Genomic DNA, 18,194 nt, shown 5'->3' with positions numbered 1-18,194 from the left:
TCGGCGCTTCCGGAATGACAAGCGGAGAGGCTGAGGCCATCACGCCGCTTTCGCCGCGGCCGCGAGCGACGCAAAGATCTTGCCCTCTGCGGCGAGCTTCTTCAGCAGCGGGGCGGGCTCGAGGCTGGGGTCGTTGGTCTCCTTGGCGTAGAACGACAGGCGATCGGCGATGTGCTTGAGGCCGACGGTGTCGGCCCAGTACATCGGGCCGCCGCGATAGATCGGCCAGCCGTAACCGTAAAGCCAGACCACGTCGATGTCGGAGGGACGCGCCGCGATGCCCTCTTCGAGGATCTTCGCGCCCTCGTTGATCATCGGGTACATCATGCGCTCCAAGATCTCCTCGTCGCTGACGACGCGCTTCTTGCGGCCGAGGCGCAGCAGCGTCTCGTCGATCAGCTTCTCGACCTCGGGGTCGGGCAGCGGCGCGCGGGAGCCGGCCTCGTACTTGTAATAGCCCTTGCCGGTCTTCTGGCCGAAGCGGCCGGCTTCGCACAGCGCGTCCGCGATCTCCGACTTGATGCCGCGATCTTTCCGCGAGCGCCAGCCGATGTCGAGGCCGGCGAGATCGCCCATCGCGAACGGCCCCATCGGCATGCCGAACTTGGTGACGACCGCGTCAACCTGCTGCGGCAGCGCGCCTTCGAACAGCAGCTTCTCGGACTGCTTGCCGCGCTGCGCCAGCATGCGATTGCCGACGAAGCCGTCGCAGACGCCGACCACGGCCGGCACCTTTGCAATTTTGCGCGCGATGGTCACAGCGGTGACCAGCGCATCCGGCGCCGTCTTGTCGGCGCGCACGATCTCGCACAGCTTCATGACGTTGGCGGGCGAGAAGAAGTGCATGCCGAGCACGTCCTGCGGCCGCTTGGTCGCCTTCGCGATCTCGTCGATGTTGAGGTAGGAGGTGTTGGAGGCGAGCACGGCGCCGGGCTTCACGTATTGGTCGAGCTTGCCGAACACTTCCTTCTTCACCGCCATGGTCTCGAACACGGCCTCGATCACCAGGTCAGCATCACCGACGTTCTCGATGCCGACGACGCCGTTGATCAGCGCCATGCGCTTGGCTGGCGCGTCGGCCGGGATTCCGCCGCGCGCGGCGGTCGCTTCCCAGTTCTTCTGCATGATGCCCATGCCGCGCTTGAGCTGCTCCTCACCGGACTCGATCAGGGTGACGGGCACGCCGGCATTGGCAAAGGACATCGCGATGCCGCCGCCCATGGTGCCGGCACCGAGGATGGCAACGCGGTTCACCGGCCGCGACTTGGTGCCTTCAGGGACGCCGGCGATCTTGCTGGCCTCGCGCTCCGCGAAGAAGGCATAACGCTGCGCCTTGGACTGGTCGCTGGAGACGAGCTTGAGGAAACCCTCGCGCTCCTTCTTCAGCCCCTCGTCGAACGGCAGGTCGATGGCGTAGCCGACGGCGTCGGCGGCGGCAAACGGCGCCTTCAGGCCGCGCGCCTTCTTGGTCATGGCGGCGACCGCATTGGTGAAGATCGAGCGGTCGGCCTTGGCCGCCGCGAGCTTGGAATCGTCGTCGCGCAGGCGCCGCAGGGGGCGCTTCTCGGCGAGCAGCTTGCGCACGAAGGCTTCGCCGCCGGAGGCCGGACCTTCGACGATCTCCTCGATCAGGCCATTCTTGAGCGCTTCGGCAGCACAGATCGGATCACCGCCGACGATCATCTTGACCGCGAGTTCCGGCCCGACCGCGCGCGGCAGGCGCTGGGTGCCGCCAGCGCCCGGCAACAGGCCGAGCTTCACCTCGGGCAGGCCGAGCTTGGCTTCCTTCACGGCCACGCAGAAATGACAGGCCAGCGCGACCTCGAGGCCGCCGCCGAGCGCGGTACCATGGATCGCGGCCACGACCGGCTTTGGGGAGTTCTCGATCTCGGAAAGCACATCGTTGAGGGCGGGCGGCTTTGGCGGCTTGCCGAATTCGGTGATGTCGGCACCGGCGATAAAGGTGCGGCCGGCGCAGGTCAGCACGATGCCCTTGATCGCAGGATCGGCGATTGCGGCCTTGATGCATTCGAAGATGCCGCCCCGGACTGCGGCACTCAGCGCGTTGACCGGTGGACTGTTGACTGTGACGATGCCGACCTCATCATGACGCTCAAGCTTCACCACTTCGCTCACAGTGGGCTCCTCTTGGCGCTCTTGTCTGTGTCAGACCGCAGTACGACAAGTGCATCAGCCGCGAGACCTTTCTTGGTCGTGACGAGAAATGGATTGACGTCAATAGACGTGATCTGACCATCCGCATCGGCTATCAGGTTGGAGAGCCCGACGAGCGCCTTGACAACTGAAGCCTGCTTCAAGGCGGGCTTGCCGCGGTAGCCCCCGATCTTAATGCCCGCTTTGGTGCGACGTATCAGCCTTCTGGCCTCGGTCGCGTCAATAGGCGCTCCGGCGAGTGCCACGTCTTTCATCAACTCGACGTCGACACCGCCGGTGCCAAATAGCACCACCGGCCCCATCTCAGCATCAAGCGAGGCGCCTATCAGTAGCTCGAGATCGGCTTCGAGCTGCTGAGAAATCAAGATACCTTCCAGCCTCGGCTTGCTCTTCAACTTCTTCACGCGTGTGACGATTTCGTTGAAGGCAACCTGAACCTCGTCCGCACTTTTGAGGTTGAGCATGACGCCGCCGACATCGGATTTGTGAAGGATGTCAGGGCTGACTACTTTCGCCACGACTGGAAAGCCGATCTTCATTGCGAGTGCTGACGCCTCTTTGGCGGTTCGCGCTATCGCCTCCTTTGGGATCGGAATGCCATAGGCCTTGAGCAGCTTTTTCGAGGCGACTTCGTCGAGCGCGGCGCCGTTGGTGCAGTTCAAGGTCTTTTTTAGTACGGCCCGAGCCCGGGGTTTTGAGCAGGAAACGATATCGGGCACGTCATTTTTGAGCATCGCATAGTCGATTAGCGCCTTGATCGCGCTGACGGCACGGTCCATGCCCTGCACAACAGCAATGTAAGGCAAGGACTTACGCAGGGCCTTTGAGTGCTCGGTAAATCCGATGGACATCCCGCTAATGTAGATCACAGGCTTCGATGTGGTGCTCGCCATCTCGTTAACGATGCGCAGATTTTTCTCGCGCAACTCATGCGGCGCCTTAGGCAATTCCGCGTCAATGATGACGATGTCGGTGTCCGGATCATCGATCATGATCTTGATTGACTTGAGATAAACGGATGGATCGACCACCGCAGCAAAACCGGCATCCAGCGGATTGCCAACGAGCGAACCCGGCCCAAGCATCGTCGCGAGCTTTCCGCTAATGTCCTTACAGAGCGGGGGAAAATGAAGTCCCGTCGAATGGAATGCGTCAATCAGAAGCCCGCGCTTGCCACCCGATAGCGTCACCGCGGCAAGCCGCCCGCCCCTAGGTAATTGAGCATGAACGAAACATTCGGTCGTTTCGATCAGCTCATCAAGCCCGCGCACCCGGATCACGCCCTCGCGGCTCGATATCGCGTCGAAGGATTCGATGGAGCCTGCCAGCGCCCCGGTATGCGCCATAGCGGCAGCGCGCCCCCCCGCAGAGGCCCCCAGCTTCAACGCAATGACAGGTTTTCCGGCGTCACGCGCTGCCCTGCAGGCACGCCGAAACGCATTGGTATTGCGCACGCCCTCCAGATAAACCACGATGACTCGGATCGAGGGATCGGCGGCGAAGTACTCTATCAAAGCCGGCGTTTCCAGCCCGACCTCGTTACCGGTCGATACCATATAACCGACACCGACACCGCGCTCCTCGAGCGCCTGCCGGATCAGCATCACGATAGCGCCCGATTGGCCGGCAATCGCGACCGCCCCCTGCTCCATCGTGACGACTCGGTCATCGATATTGGTGAACAGTCTTTCGCCTGCACTTAAATTGCCAAGGCAATTCGGGCCCGTTACGAAAATTCCCGTCTCGCGCACCGCGGCCTTAAGTTCAGCCGCAAGCCGCTGACTTTCCTCATCTTGCAACTCGCTGAATCCCGACGTCACGATAGTTGCTGATCGCGCACCTGCGCTGGCTGCCTCCCGTAATACCTGAACGACGAACTTCGCCGGCACCAGCACGAGCACATGGTCGGGCGCTTCGGGAAGGGAGGCGAAATTCCGATAGCAGGTCACGCCCCAGATCGTGTCGCGCCCGGGGTTCATAGCATAGAGCCCGCCAGCGTATTTATACTTGATCAGATTGTTCCAAATGCGCTCGGCATAGTTGCCCGGCTTGTCTGTGGCACCGACGAGCACGATGTTGCGGGGATGCAGCATCGCATGAATGCCGCTAATGACGTCACTCGCATCGGCTGCAGGCGACCAATCACTTGAGGCGACCGCGGCGGTCGGAACGCGTGCTTCCATAGCTCCAATTCTTCCTTTAGTTATTCCGCCGAGACGCGATGCTCGATCGTCTCAGCCTTAAAGCCCATCATCTGCGAGCGAGGTAGCGGAACGCACGTCAAGACATTGTTCAGCCGACCACACTCGTCGCAGGCCCTAGACTGCAGTGGGGCCGCATCTCGTACACCGACGCGCCACATCGAATACTCACCAGGATGACAGATCGCCATCATCCGATCGCTGGAGTCCCTGGTGAACCGGAGGCCCAGCGCGGCGATGTACGGCCAGTCAATATTCCGAGCAGACGCGAATCGACGCTGCATCAGCGCCGCATCGCGTGCAGGATCAATGCAAACAGCAATCAGAACTCCGAGCAGTCAGGGTAATTCGAAAGGGCGATAGACAATGAACCTCTGCATCGCGCCCGGGTTAATGTGCAGCGCTCAGGCGGTTCACTGCGTTGTTCAAATAGACTAGCCGTCTCGCCGGCCGAATTTCTTCAATCTGGGCCGTCATATGTTCGAAATTCAACGCGGAACTGGACAACAGCGCGGCTTTTCATTCGATCGAAACGATACTCAGCTCGAGCACGACGACAGTAGGGGGAATGAGGCCGCTGCAAAGGAAAAGACGGCTTGCCCCGACAACAATTGGCTCCGACCGGGACAACCTGCCGAGCAGTTCGGGGAGGGCCGGCCATCCTTGCTCTCCAGAGCAAGGTTTGTCATCTCGAGGTGCCCCAACGAGGGCTGTTCAGTCAGGAGACCGCCTCTCAGGCCGTCCCCCCCATCAGGAAGCCGGCCATTACTAGCCTCGTTGAGCCAGCAAAGCTTGGCCCGCTGCAAAAGGCATTCAACAGCATTCATATAGGATATCGTCCAGGATTCATGTAAGATTCGTCTCGCGGCGAGCCTAAGCACGCCATCGATTCGAGACGCCCATGCGGCGGCACGTGGGGCGAGCGAAACGAATCTTCTGCCTGGCTCCCATCGAGGCTCAGTAACCGCGTCGCAGGTCAATTACGTTCCTCAGCGGGAGCCCTTTCAGGTAGCGTTCGACGTTCTCTGTGACGATGTCAATTGCTCGCTCCACATAATCTGTGAGAATACCTGCAATATGGGGCGTCATGATCACATTCGGCATGTCCCAAAGCGGACTGTCCTGCGGCGGCGGCTCACGCTCGAACACGTCGAGCATTGCACCCCCGAGTGAGCCCGCCTGCAGGGCACTGATCAATTCGGACTCCACGACGACGCTGCCCCGGGCGATGTTGATCAGGAATGCATCACTTCGCATGCATGCTATCTCGTCAGCGCCGATCAGACCGACCGTCTCCGGCGTGGCCGGCACGGCCAAAACCACGAAATCACAGAGTGGCAGCAAGTCCTTCAGCTGATCGGAGCCGAACAACCGTTCTACGTCTTCCGCCAGGACAGAAATATCCCGCTTCGCACCCAAAACGATCATCCCCGCGCTCTTCGCGCGCCGAGCAATAGTCGAACCGATCGAACCCAACCCGACAATGCCAAGCGTTTTGTTGGCCAAAGGCGCCACGGATCGATGGATCCATTTGCGCTCCGCTTGCTCGGACAAAAGTTTTCGGAAATTCCAATTCAGTATCGTCACGCCGCCCATCACGTAATCAGCGATGAGGCCGCCCTGCATTCCGCGAACATTTGTCACGATGATATCACCCACTCTGTCGCGGATCGGAAGCATGGAATCGACACCCGCGCTAAGGGACTGAAACCACTTCAGCTTCCGCGCCCGGCCGTGCAGTTCGACCGGGAAATGGTAAGCAAGCAATGCCTGGGCCTCACCTATGTGTTGCTCTAGCCGTTCGGCATCCGGCGCCACAATGATTCGGACTTGCGGAAAACGTTCACCCAACACATGTGCAAACAATTCCGCCTTATCGTGGTTGACGACAATGGTGAGGGCGGGACTTTCACTTGACATGCTACCTCATGTTTGTGCGTAGGATGGTGCCTGGACACCGATTCTTGTTTGCTCAAAACACCTGCTGAATGGGAGCGAGGATCTGCACACATCGCATCGTGCGAGCCAAGGTGTGCGCCTTCTTGAACTCACCGAACCGCCTGGGGCGCAGAAATCGTTTCCTTTTTCAGTTGCCGGAAAACCGCTATCAAACGACCGACTTTCGATTCATTCGATGTAGCGCCGCTGCTGTTTGAAATTCTGCGTCCTTGCGTTGATTCCGGCGAATTCGCCCACGTCTCGCCGTTTGTTCTCCCCTATGCTCGAGTTGAGGCGACAAGGTCATCGCGAAACTGGCCAATGTGGACCGTGAGGCGCATAGAGAACGGGATCGCCTGCGCCTCGTCTCCAGTCTCTGTCACATCGCTCGGAACGAAACGATCTGCATTACCAAGGTGGTGCCCCGTCCACCTTTGTGGACCACCAAGCGGGAGCGCTTGGCGTAAAGTGAGCCAGCTCTGGCGAAACCGCACACGATCATGGCCGCCGAAAGAACAGGCAGCAAATCTCGCTATGTTGCCGCCATCGATGTTCTTTGGCAGGCAAAACAGCAAAGGGGGGCGCGTCCGTCAGGCCAGGAGAGTTGCGACACCGGCAGGGTGGCAATGAAAGACTTGAAGACGACGGCAGCCCGAATATAGCGATCGCCACTTTTGGATTCTCGGCGCATCGATCCTGCTCTGAAGGATAAAGTGGGTCTTCAGCTGGCCTGGCACGGAGCGTCAAAGCCCGATTTCAGCTTCCAGCGGCCGTCAAGCGCAACATCAGAGGCGCTGAACCGGCGGTTTGCGGATGCAGTATGCCAGGTCCGAAAACCCCGGGGACCGCTGTCATTACACTCCCGCCAGTGGATTTGGCAGCTCGTGCTCCACTCGAAAGTCCCGATAGCGCTCCAAGTGCATCCGTAGCACCGAGCGGCTTCGCCAGGGATCCTCGAGAAACGCTTTGCGTTCTTCCAACCAGAGCGCATCCGACATCATGCGTGGCCTGAGGGCGTCAAAGACGGCCTCGGTCTCTTCCCGTAGGATGTACCAAAGGCTTGGGCCTGACGGCTCATAATGTTCATTGAGGCACAGTGCGACCTCATGTAAATGACAGACGAAGCACGCGTCGATGACGAATGAGCGCACGAGACTGATGTCGTCGTAAAAGGCCGTGGGTAAGATCCCCGTCCGAGTGAACGGCTTGAGATCGTACCCTCGCTCCTTGAGCAGGGGAACAAAGGTGCGGGCGTCGCCGAAATCCCGGAGTAGGAGTTTTTGGGGACGACCGATCTCGTCGAACAAGATTGTACTGTTTTGCTGATGCGCCTCAAGCGCCAGTCCGTAAAGCAAATACATGGTGAGGATCGGCGTGATCACGGTCCTCACATAGGCACGGAAGAATGCAGATTCGCTTTGACAGCCGCCCCGCGCAATCAGTTCGCAAATGAGCGGGCGGCCGTCGACCGGGCTTGCAGCAAGGAGCGCTGCAACAGTGACCGAAAATAGTCCATCATTTCGTGTCATTGCATCAGGGTTGCGGTAGACAACCGAAAGAAATCGACCCCGATGCTCGTCGTCTGTTACGGGGTGGTGAAGGATTGCCCCCAGCTCCTCTGGGAAGATCTCCAATTTTTCTGAGAGATGCCTCTCCTTTGATATGATTTTTAGAATCAAGGTGCTGAGACGCGGTCCCATGTGAATCGACTTTGCCTGCAGAATGCGCTGTTCGCTGGTCATCCAAATCGCCACCGGTAATTTGATAAAGGGTCTCGGCTCCCGTGTGTCTGGCAGCATTGTGCGGAATGACATTGCCGGCAGCGTTATGATTTCCGGGCCGTTGGGATCGAAAATTCCAGACGCTATCTCTGAGGCGAGTTCACGTCGCAGAAAATTGTCTAGGTGCCAGATATGGACAGGTAGCGGCAGCCAGTCCTCAGAGGATTTGCCCCTTTTCTTAAGTCCTTCAGTCCAGTCGTACCAGAGCTGCGGGAAGTTTTGGGAGAACCATTCCGAATAGGTGCCCACATGCGGCATCTTCTCCACATAAGACCATTCTTTGCGCAGTGCGGCGATTCGGACGCGCACGCGAGCCCCGAACTCAGGCGACAATGCAGTGACGTCCTCGGTCGACAGGTCGGATTTGGCCTTCCATGTCGGGTAGAAGGGATGTCCCTCCAGTGCTCCCCACTGATCGAGAGTAATTGCCGCCAGGTGCGGCGGCAGATTCCTTTGGAGATATTCGATGAAATCCCGGGCTCCTACTTCGGCTATTTTACCACGCAACTCTGCGCTCCAGTGCTCCCGGTGATCACGTGCGAGGACGTCGTTACGCATGCTGTCCTCGACGTCGCAGATGAGACGCTGAACGCCGTCCGTTGCTGGCGCGATTGTCAAAGCCGACGCGACCTGTCCGATGAGGTCGGAGGGACTATCGATCAGGTAACGAGCGCCGGTCTCGTCTATTACTTCGATTGAACCTCGATTTTGAAGTATTCCGGCAGGCGCACGATGCAAATCCGTAAAGTGTAGGACTTCGCGTGATCGCCAAAGGGGAAGCCATGCTTCGTTGCCTTGGCGAGCCCACATTAATCCCTCCGGCTCAAGAAGACGCTCGGCGAATAGGCAGCGGACCAAGCGGCAGATGGCATTGCGCGATGCGCCCAGGCAAAGCCGCGAGGTACGCGCCTTAGATTCATCATATGCCCAGGAGGACATGCTCTGGTCCATTTCACTTCCTCCACGAGAACGGCGAACAAACGGGCCTGCGCCTCTTCGTCGAACGCCGCGTTCGAGCTGAGCGTCCAACTAACTTTGCGGGGATGACCCTCTCGCGCTGCGCGGCTAGTTGCATGTTCTGCGACTTCAGAGAGTTTCGGGCCGTCCGTCCCGATGCCGTACGGCATAGACGAACTATCCTCCGTGTCATCATTCGAAAAGGAACACGAGTGACAAAGCTTCGATCGGAACCGCTCCCAGCTGCTTGATCTCCCCGATCAATTTCATTGGATCTTCCTTCGCCGAAAGTGGCGCGTCGTAAGCCCTGCGATCTCCCAGCAAACAGTATGCCACGACGATGTGCCCGGATGTTGCGGAGATAAGAGGAGGGCATTCCGCCTTTTTCCTCCGTCGCTGAAATGCTTACACAGTGAGATGCCGAGGCTCGGCCGAAAAATGTCTGGAACCGGACATGCGCAATTTTCGGACCCTCAGCGCAACTATTTGCCGGCGCGAAGTGGCAAACAACTGGGGATTGGGGTTACTTGCATGAATCAGGCGATTGATTTCATAGCAATCGCGAGGGATCGACTTTTTGCAAGAATGTGATCTGAGGCGCGGTAAGCACTATTTGAGCTGCAATTTTTCGCACTGATTCCCAGGCTGGAACGAGCGAAGAATGAAGAAGGCCCTCGGCGTTTCGGCTGCCAGAAGGCGTTTATCCGTTTGCTGTCGGACATCGGTCGCAAGGCCGCATCAGCCAGGTGACTTTCCCTATTTTAATTGGAAGAAGAGTATGACGGCGGTTGCCGACCGAGAAACGGCGGTTAAAGCAGCTCGAGGACGAGAAGATCAAGCTGAAAGAAGCTGTCGTCGGATCTATCGCTCGACACAAGGAGACGCTGCAGGACGTGGTCCGCAGAGAGCTAAGAAATCGGGCTGAAAGAGCAAGCTGGCTCGACCATCAGAACTCCGCGTAACGCATCTCTGCGACGCAGCTGTTGCACTCCTTACACCATGCTTGGACTACCTGATCTCAGTTTACCTCCTCGTAGTCGAACTCAGTCCTGTGACGACGATCATTTTGAAGACATCGACAAGAGGTGCGGCAGCACGAATTGCTCTATTCGATTTAGGTATTCGCCGTGACCTGCTTCCAATAAGTATCTGTATCCAGCGATAAGCGTGGGAGGCTCGCAGCATCGACACAAGAAGCTCTCAGCAAGAGAGTATTCGGAGCAGTTGTAATTGATCGTCACTTCATTTCTGTCACGACCAATTTCCTCCATCGCAATCAGTGCAACGCCACCATCGTCGATCTGAAGGCGGGCATTCGGACGACAACAGTGATTTATGAAGTCTATGTATTCACTACAAAGATGCTTATCGCGATCAATCTGTATCGTCCTCTTGGTCGCCAGCGGACAGATCTCACCTTCGAGCCGTTCGATGACATCTCCCCTCGATATATTTCTTCTTGAAAACAAGCCGGACCCATTTATCTCGGATCGTCCGACGTAGATGCGATCTGACGGCTTACAAGCGAGGTTAGTTTTGTTCATAGCTTATCTCTCCGACTCGATTTGACCTGTGCTCTCATCTTGTTTAGCTGTCGACACGGTAGCTGTGACTCATCGGCATCATGCGATTTAGACGCTCTACCTCTGGTCTGCCAACTGCCAATGATGATAGCCTCGGCTCGTTGAGCTCACACTTGAACTCAACTCAAGCAGAAGGCGTTTAGTAAGTTCGTTCGCGCCGCCTCCAAGGCGGCTGCCGCCGTAGATCGAGCCAGTCACGACAATTCTCCGCGTTGACACCTCTGCCTATGTTAGGCGGCCACGCGGATCGGGCGGAGAGGTGAAGCAGGCTTGGTGTGCTGCGGTCGAAGCTCGAATAGGGGCGTCTCTGTGGAATCGGGATATGGCCTATGATCGTGAGCCCCCACTGCCGGTCTCGCAGACCCGACGATATACCTCCTCGTACTGGCGCTGCGCTCCCACCGTTCAGACAAACACGTTTGTCGCGCCGGGCGCCCTTATCGTCCGTGCTGACGGCGACGTCGTTGCCGGCGCGTACAGTTATGAGGGGCTTACCCGTGAATTGTGAGGCCAAATCTGTGGAGGGGTCCGACCCGCTTTGACGATCAGGGTATCCTCAAAAGATTTTTTTTGCGAGAAAGGCTGCTTCCATGGTGATCCGACCACCGCCACAACAGAAATTGGCATGCTACCCGATCCAGCACCCTGGCGAGATAGACGAGCTGTAAGACCCTATGTCCGCCTGTGTTGAGGCGACCGGCCGACACAGCGAGTCCGAGTGATGATCGGGCGGCCGATCCGATAATCATGATCCGGGAAGGAGTTGTGGTAGCTGATTGCTATGCATGTGTCAGAGCCGACGTCGCGAAGGTGAAGACACTGCGCGTTCGTGGAAACATGCCGGCAAAGGAGACGCTTGCCTCTTGCGAGGTCGACGCGCCTGCAGCCAGTATGCGCTACGGATCGGTGCCGATTTGATCGTGTGCATTTTGGTTATGAGGCCTGTCCGGCCGGCTATGCCTCATGAATGCAGGCTAGCTCGTCACTGGCCTCAAAGAAGGCAGGTGATCGGGCCAAGACTAACCGCCAGGCGCGCCTTTCTCGCGTGGCTGCTACGCGTGGGCGCCGACGGCGGTATGGGTCTCCGATGAATGCCGCGAGACGATGCGCGGTCTCGTTCACGTCCGAGTGGCAGCGGTTGAAGCGCTGCCGTCCATCGGCAGAAGGCGCGCGCCTTGATGCTCAAGCACGGCCTCACCTATCCCTGCAGAAAAGGCTCGACAATTCGTTATCTCGCTAGCCTCAGGAACTAGAGGTTAAATCACTCCGGCACATGGTCGCGCTTCACGAAATAGTAAGGCGGTTTGGGTCGCCAAGGACCGGATCGACCGGCTTGAGCGCTTGATCGAAGAGTTTGTCTCGGTACGGCTTCTCCCCGTCTGCGGGCGCTTCGAACATTGGGAGCTATCGCCCTAATCGTCGCGATAGCATTCAACCCCGAGCTTGCGAGGCGAGTGTTTTTGAGAGTTTTGGTCGCATCATGCATTATCGCCGTGTGATGCCCGGCGAGCTAACGGCGGGACTGTCCGTCAGGTCGCCGGATCACTAGGGCGGCCGACGGCCGCGTCCGGGAGCTGGTGGGCGAGATCGCCTGGATGCCTATCGACAACGTCTAAGATCGGGTAGACAAGGTTGCCCGCGCTGCTAGACGTCAGCGCACGTGTACCACGTGGGGGCCCCTCGAGCAGACATCAGGCGTACGGTGGAAAAGGGCTACTTGCCTTCTACGTTGCGGGAGCCCACCGAGGTTGAAAGGGAACAAAACTTGTCTACGGCTCGGGACCATTCTTCATTTGACGTCGCGTTCGTTAAAGCCCTGCATCATTCCATCGTCCCTCACCTCAAGTCGTCTAGGTCGACTGAGCAGCTGTCCACAGGGACGAGTAGCTGATGGCGCGTCGTTTTATAGTCCATAAGGTCGCCGGAAAGCCCGGCCCGGATGATCTGATCCACAGCGACAGGCGCCGAATTGGACCAGTAGGTCACCTGCAGGTTGGGATCATCATAAGAAAGCAAGACGCACGGGACAAACGAGAGACCAAGCGCGTTTGCACAGAAGTAGCGATGATGACCGTCCATGATGACAGAGTGACGGTGCTCGACCAAAATAGGTCGCTTCCAACGTTTCTCCTTCCCGATTATATTCGTCAGTTTACGCGCATCTTCAATGTTGATTTGCTCTGTCGGTCGCAATTGCCTGACAGGCAGTTTGATTACGGCGTAATTCGATACGGGATTGGCCGTTGCGCACATTCTTTTGTCCCTGATTCTTTGTACACCTTGCGCATTCAGACGACTGAAATGCACCAGCAGCTCGCGACAAAGGCTCGCCTGTGACTCGTGTACGAACAGCAAAGCACGTACCATGCCAAACTAATCAGAGCATTGGGTGACGACTGACGTATGGAATACCTCGCATCACCCAGCCGAAACACTTCGCTGCATCGACGCTCGCATGGAATCGGGACAACAGGGCTTTGCTTGATGGTCGCCAAGCGAGCCACCGAGCTACGTGCGGTCGCCGCGCCTCTACTGAATCGCTTTGCCGGGATCGCTTAAGCTTGGCGATAGATCAATTCTCAGCTCCAGTTACGTTCGGCTTTGGAGGACCTCGATGGAGCCATTGCGGCTCTCGAGCTAGCGAAAGATCGGGCCAGAAACGCATGCGCGAAGAGAACTGCTGAACGCAGGCCAGCCGGAATCAACCACCGGGTACATGCCCGCGTCCAGCCGAACTGCTGATGCGGGATCATCTGAGGCGCTCAACGCCAACTCTCGGTTCACGCTTTGGTAGCGGTTTCGTTCGATGCAGTCGCGCCCATCGAAGGAACACTTCTGCCACACTTTTTGCTAGTTATCTGCCTCTACCATAAGGCCAAATAGTGCATCCCCAATCGACGTAAGCGTTGGAAAGCGCCGGAAGCTGACGATGCCTGCTGCAGCAAAGGTGAGTTCAAGCGGTTGCGCGAGCGGGTCATCTAAGCGATAGATGCATCCAGCCTTTTGACCGACGGCAACCTGGTCGCCGGGCCTCACATGAGGTTCGAAAAGACCATCAGTAGGCGAATAGATTGTACTTGTTCGCCCGAGTGATCTGGCGAGCCGAACCGGCGGCGCCTCTGGAGCGATAATATCGGGCGCGATACCGTAGTCACGCAGCACGCGGCGAAGGCCGCTTTCGGCGATTGCGAGGCCAACTCTTGATATCGTTGGACCGCTGCCGAGCTCCGTCGTCAATGCTGGAATGCCCTGCTGTTCGGCGAACCCATAGAGTGTGCCGCTTGCTCCGCCTCCCGCTCTGTCCGTAAGGATGCCATAGGGCGCACCGAAACTCCTCAAAAGGCAGCGGATTTTTTCGGCTTCGCCGTCGGTGCGCCCGGGTGGGGCCAGCGCCACAGGCAAGTATTCGAGCGATGTCCCGCCCGAATGCAGATCAATGATAAGATCGGCGCGAGGAAACAGTTCCGTGGCTACATAATGTGCGATCATGGCCGTTGGGCCGCCATCAGGCATACCAGGAAAAACGCGATTGAGGTTGCTTCCATCGAGGGGCGAGTTGCGATGGCCCGCGGCGACCGCAGGCCTGTTGAGAGCGGGCAGGATGATGACCCGACCCTGGAGATTGGTACTCGTAAGTTCTCGTGCTAGCTTGCGAAGTGCGACTTGGCCTTCATACTCGTCCCCATGGGTACCCGCAGTAAATAGGGCCGTTGGCCCGTCAGCACCTTTGAAGCAAAGCATCGGGATAGGGATCCAACCATAGGCGGAGGTGTCCGAGGAGTATGGAACGCGCGCGAAATCGGATTGCATTCCGTCCGCATCAAAATTGATAGTAGTCCACACGCGGGTTCTCATAGATCTTGCACCTTTGGTTGACAAACGGCACTCGAGCACGGACGCTTGCGGTTTCGATGCAACTCTCCCTCAGACGCCTTTCAACCCAGATAGGAGAAGCTCTCTCAACGACAGAATAGGACAAACGATGATCAACAGAGCTGCTCCTCGTGATTGCGGCGCGGTCCCCGCAAGTATGGCGTAAGTCACGCATGATCTCGAGCTCGAGGACCCAGACATAGGTTCATCCAAAACATCGGTTTGGTAAGGTATACGCCCCTTTCCAACACGTTCTTGTCCTCGCCAAACATCGCGATGCCCTTTTTACGCTCGGACGGATGCAGAACTTGGAGCGTCATCGGATGCTTTTGCTCTCAATGCTGGGGCAAACGTCGCTCCTAATCGGCAGCAAGAGCTGCGCCTGCATCGGCTCTCCGCGAGCGAGCTCAGCACATCGTTATATGCGCGCCACGCCCATGCCCACATTCGCTGAGGCAAGCTATGAAGCATGTTACCCCTTCACGAAATCAAGCAGCAAAGTCATCCGGCTTTAAGGCTTAAGCCGGCAGGAGGCTGACCGATAATCAGCCTACTCAAGTTCTCTCGCCCAGTCGGCCTTCATGACGATCCTCTTAACCTGTCTCAAGACCATTATCCTCGCGAGTTTCCCACCTCGATGCATTCGCACCTACTGAAGATAAGCAGCGACGCATTATCGAATGGGGATGCGTGCCCAGCTACCGTTACCTTACGTGTCATTCCCAAAGAGCCACTTGTCCAATTGGGCAGCGACTGTTGGATCTAGCAAGCTACGCTTTTCCATCCAGTCATCGTCGAAAATCGTGCTCAGATATTTTTCACCGCCATCAACCACCAAGCTTACGACCGTACCGGTCAGCTTGCCTGCGTCGATGAACTCCAAGGCTTTGTAGATAGCGCCGCCGGACGACCCGCCGACTAAAAGCCCTTTGCGCCGAGCGATGTAGCGCGCCGTCTCGAAAGCGTGAGCATCGGTCACCTGGACGCCCTCGTCGATGCAGCCATAGTCCAGGACGTTGCCGACCTGGTCACCAGTAGGCATGCCGGTCCCTGATTGATAATAGGGGTGCGCGGGTCCTCCGAAAATGATCGATCCGGCCGGCTCCACGCCGATTGTGCGCACCGTCGACTTATGGCGCTTGAGCCGTTGCGCAATACCTGTCATGGACCCGCCGGTCCCAACGCATCCGACAAACGCGTCGATGCCCTGAGGAATTTGCGTGATCAGCTCTTCGACGAGAGTTGCATAGCCGTCCGGATTTGCAGGATTGTTCGATTGGTTCATGAATAGCGCGCCGCTAAGCTCTGAGGCAAGCCGTTCCGCTAAGCGCTGCCTCGCGACGACGGCGACTTCGTCTTCCGCAAACTCGCCTTCGACGTAGCGGATCTCGGCGCCGAGCGCCCGCATCATCCGGACTTTATCGGGGGCCGCATGGTGATCTACCACCGCGATGAAGTGCAGGCCAAAGTCCAATGCGGAGAGAGCTAAACCTATACCCGTATTGCCGGAAGAGGACTCAACGATGGTGCCGCCAGGAGCGAGTCGCCCATCCTGGAGCGCAGCCATAACCATGCTTCGCGCCATGCGGTCCTTCATCGAACCGCCCGGATTGTTTTTTTCGATTTTTAGCATCAAACGGGCATCACGATTGGGAATGTCAACTGACATTACCGGCGTCTGCCCGATCAATTGAGTTACGGTCTTGTGCAGCATAGCATGCCTCTTTGATGCTTCTGTAATGAGTGGACCGCCGTTGTGCGCCTCCTCTGCGGAGCGGGCGGGGCCTCAGGTTGTGGTAGATTTTTTGCTTCGAGATGACCATCTGGTGACGACCTCGACTGGCGAGTTAAGCTAGTCTCCAATTTGTGGCTCGGGACGAGGATCAGAAATTTGCTGGAACATTCTCCACCGAGCATTCTATGACCGAATCGCGAAAACCATGCAGGCTTCACTCAGAGAAGACGTGCCGCGAATGCCACGCCGCCCGAGGGACTAATCGAGAACAAGGCACTCTTACCCTCCCGGACGGATCTCATGTTTAAGAATGTTTTGAAGGCCGCTTGGGCCGTAGTGAGTAGCGCCCGTGTCCCGAAACCCCGACTCCAGATAAACAGCTCTAGCTGTCACATTGCGTACGTTGACGCCGAGCATGAGACTGCCGATAGAAGGACGGTTCCTAGAGATCCATCGAGCAGCAAGTTCAATCGCTGCTTTACCGTATCCATTCCTTTGGCATGATCGGTCCACGCAAAGGGTGTGCAAGGTCATGGCATTTGGGAGCGCCCATTCGGGCAATGCCGCTCTTTCACGCAGAACAAAGAAGCCAACGGTCTTATCGCAGACCTCAATCGAGAACGCGTGCTCAAAACCGGGACATGCGCTATTTCGAAGCTCCGAAAACACTAAATCCAATGGGTCCACAAAGTCTTCTTGCTCGGGCTCCACCCTCAGGTGGGCGACCAGCGGGTAATCAAGATGAGACAGGCTTTTCAGCGCCGCGCGCATGCTAACTCTCCGTATCAGCGTCGATTCAGGCCCTTGCTGAAGAAAACGAATGAATAGCTCCGACACAACGTCGATCTGCGTTGGTAGCTCCTTGAGCTCCGACGAGAGACTCACAAAACTCGTGCCAACAACCGCAAGAGCGCCGAGATCGGATTAGAATTGACAATTCAACGGCTTAGATGAGTGGCAGCAAGAGGCGAGGCGCTGGTAGTCTCTTGTCGCGAACTCGACAAAACCAACAGCGTCGATTGTCCTGCGTTCGGCGGTAGTATCGCTGTGGTCTCGGTACGTAGGTCGAGCGCATGGACCTACGGGTTGCGTAGATCCAAACCGGTTGCCCGAAACTGCTGGTTTTGCCTCTGTGAATTGATTTCAAGAGCAACGTCTGGCGCACCGAACGAAGCGCCAATTCCAAAAATGGTGGGGTGGTCGTTCCAAGATCAAAATCTAAGATAAGTCGCACGGGATCTAAGATGAGTCACGTTTTCACTAGCGTCTGTTGAACGGACCTCAGTTCCAGAACTGCAGCTCCGGAATGGGCAAGGACGCCATATCGCAATGACGGCCGCATATGACGCCGTTACGGCACGTGTTGCCGGGTGGACAATGATTGTCGACAAAGCGTCGGCAATTTACGCTTGGAGTCGTGGTAGGAGAGAGCCTGGACGTCGTTCCGGCGCAATATCGGGCGGTCGTGGCTCACCGGCCCAATCTGGCGTGGCGGCGGATTGTCATTGTCTTCCTCTAGTATGCTGCGTCAGAACGATTGATCAAGGGGTCTGCTCGCTGAGCGGCTCGGCGCGATTGGAACGAGGCCAAGTACAATAAGCTTCTGAGGCTTTATCGCACCCCGCGAAATCGACGGCGCCGACCAGAGGAGTTTCAGCTCTGCTGCAATCCGCACGTGCTTGCATGATTGATCCGTAAAGGAGCGTCGCCGCCTCTCACAGGCAAGTTCGAAGAAGCCAGTCGATCCATCGAGCGAGGTCTGACAAAGGGCACTTGATGTTGGCGCGGCGGCGGACGGCTGAGTTGATGATCTGCACATAGCTCTGACGAACATGAGTCTAGATATCTTGCCACTTGCCTCGATACGACTAGATTGGTTGAGCCGAGATGTATTAATCCTTGGGGGCCATCGTGGGAGATGCGCCATTTGCCTCTCCTTTCATTGTCGAAA

The 18,194-nt window shown here is 57.5% G+C and carries 9 protein-coding genes; 1 reads left to right on the top strand and 8 read right to left on the bottom strand.

What is annotated here, in order from left to right; genetic code table 11:
• Positions 1 to 39 precede the first annotated feature (39 nt).
• The 5 genes from AC5V87_RS08270 to AC5V87_RS08250 form a co-directional block, all read right to left on the bottom strand.
• On the bottom strand, positions 40 to 2,136 hold the full coding sequence (locus AC5V87_RS08270; protein ID WP_495370590.1) for a 3-hydroxyacyl-CoA dehydrogenase NAD-binding domain-containing protein: 2,097 nt from the start codon (positions 2,134 to 2,136) through the stop codon (positions 40 to 42).
• On the bottom strand, positions 2,133 to 4,358 hold the full coding sequence (locus tag AC5V87_RS08265; RefSeq protein ID WP_495370589.1) for an acetate--CoA ligase family protein: 2,226 nt from the start codon (positions 4,356 to 4,358) through the stop codon (positions 2,133 to 2,135). The genes AC5V87_RS08270 and AC5V87_RS08265 overlap by 4 nt, the downstream gene beginning before the upstream one ends.
• A gap of 975 nt (positions 4,359 to 5,333) precedes the next feature.
• The gene (locus AC5V87_RS08260) at positions 5,334 to 6,296 is read right to left on the bottom strand and encodes a D-2-hydroxyacid dehydrogenase (RefSeq protein WP_495370588.1); all 963 of its coding nucleotides are present in this window, start codon (positions 6,294 to 6,296) and stop codon (positions 5,334 to 5,336) included.
• A gap of 872 nt (positions 6,297 to 7,168) precedes the next feature.
• Positions 7,169 to 9,034 carry an IucA/IucC family protein gene (locus AC5V87_RS08255; RefSeq protein ID WP_495371856.1) on the bottom strand — a complete coding sequence of 622 codons (1,866 nt, stop codon included), beginning with the start codon at positions 9,032 to 9,034 and terminating at the stop codon, positions 7,169 to 7,171.
• 1,079 nt (positions 9,035 to 10,113) lie between these two features.
• Positions 10,114 to 10,596, bottom strand: coding sequence for an SET domain-containing protein-lysine N-methyltransferase (locus AC5V87_RS08250; protein WP_495370587.1), 483 nt, complete (start codon positions 10,594 to 10,596; stop codon positions 10,114 to 10,116).
• A gap of 1,929 nt (positions 10,597 to 12,525) precedes the next feature.
• Between AC5V87_RS08250 and AC5V87_RS08245 the strand changes: the two genes are divergently transcribed.
• Positions 12,526 to 12,972 (top strand): hypothetical protein, encoded by a 447-nt coding sequence (locus AC5V87_RS08245; protein WP_225130612.1) that lies wholly within the window; start codon positions 12,526 to 12,528, stop codon positions 12,970 to 12,972.
• Positions 12,973 to 13,485: 513 nt separating this feature from the next.
• Here the strand turns inward: AC5V87_RS08245 and AC5V87_RS08240 are convergent.
• The 3 genes from AC5V87_RS08240 to AC5V87_RS08230 all read right to left on the bottom strand — a co-directional run bounded on the left by AC5V87_RS08240 (position 13,486) and on the right by AC5V87_RS08230 (position 17,014).
• Positions 13,486 to 14,478, bottom strand: coding sequence for a succinylglutamate desuccinylase/aspartoacylase family protein (locus AC5V87_RS08240; protein WP_495370586.1), 993 nt, complete (start codon positions 14,476 to 14,478; stop codon positions 13,486 to 13,488).
• A 739-nt stretch (positions 14,479 to 15,217) separates the two neighbouring features.
• Entirely contained in the window at positions 15,218 to 16,222 is a 1,005-nt protein-coding gene (locus AC5V87_RS08235; RefSeq protein ID WP_495370585.1) for a cysteine synthase family protein, read from the bottom strand.
• 300 nt (positions 16,223 to 16,522) lie between these two features.
• Entirely contained in the window at positions 16,523 to 17,014 is a 492-nt protein-coding gene (locus AC5V87_RS08230; protein WP_495370584.1) for a GNAT family N-acetyltransferase, read from the bottom strand.
• Positions 17,015 to 18,194: the final 1,180 nt, after the last annotated feature.

The sequence above is a fragment of the Bradyrhizobium sp. SOJA106 genome, from assembly GCF_059448745.1.
This window is presented reverse-complemented; position numbering and strand designations above follow the sequence as displayed.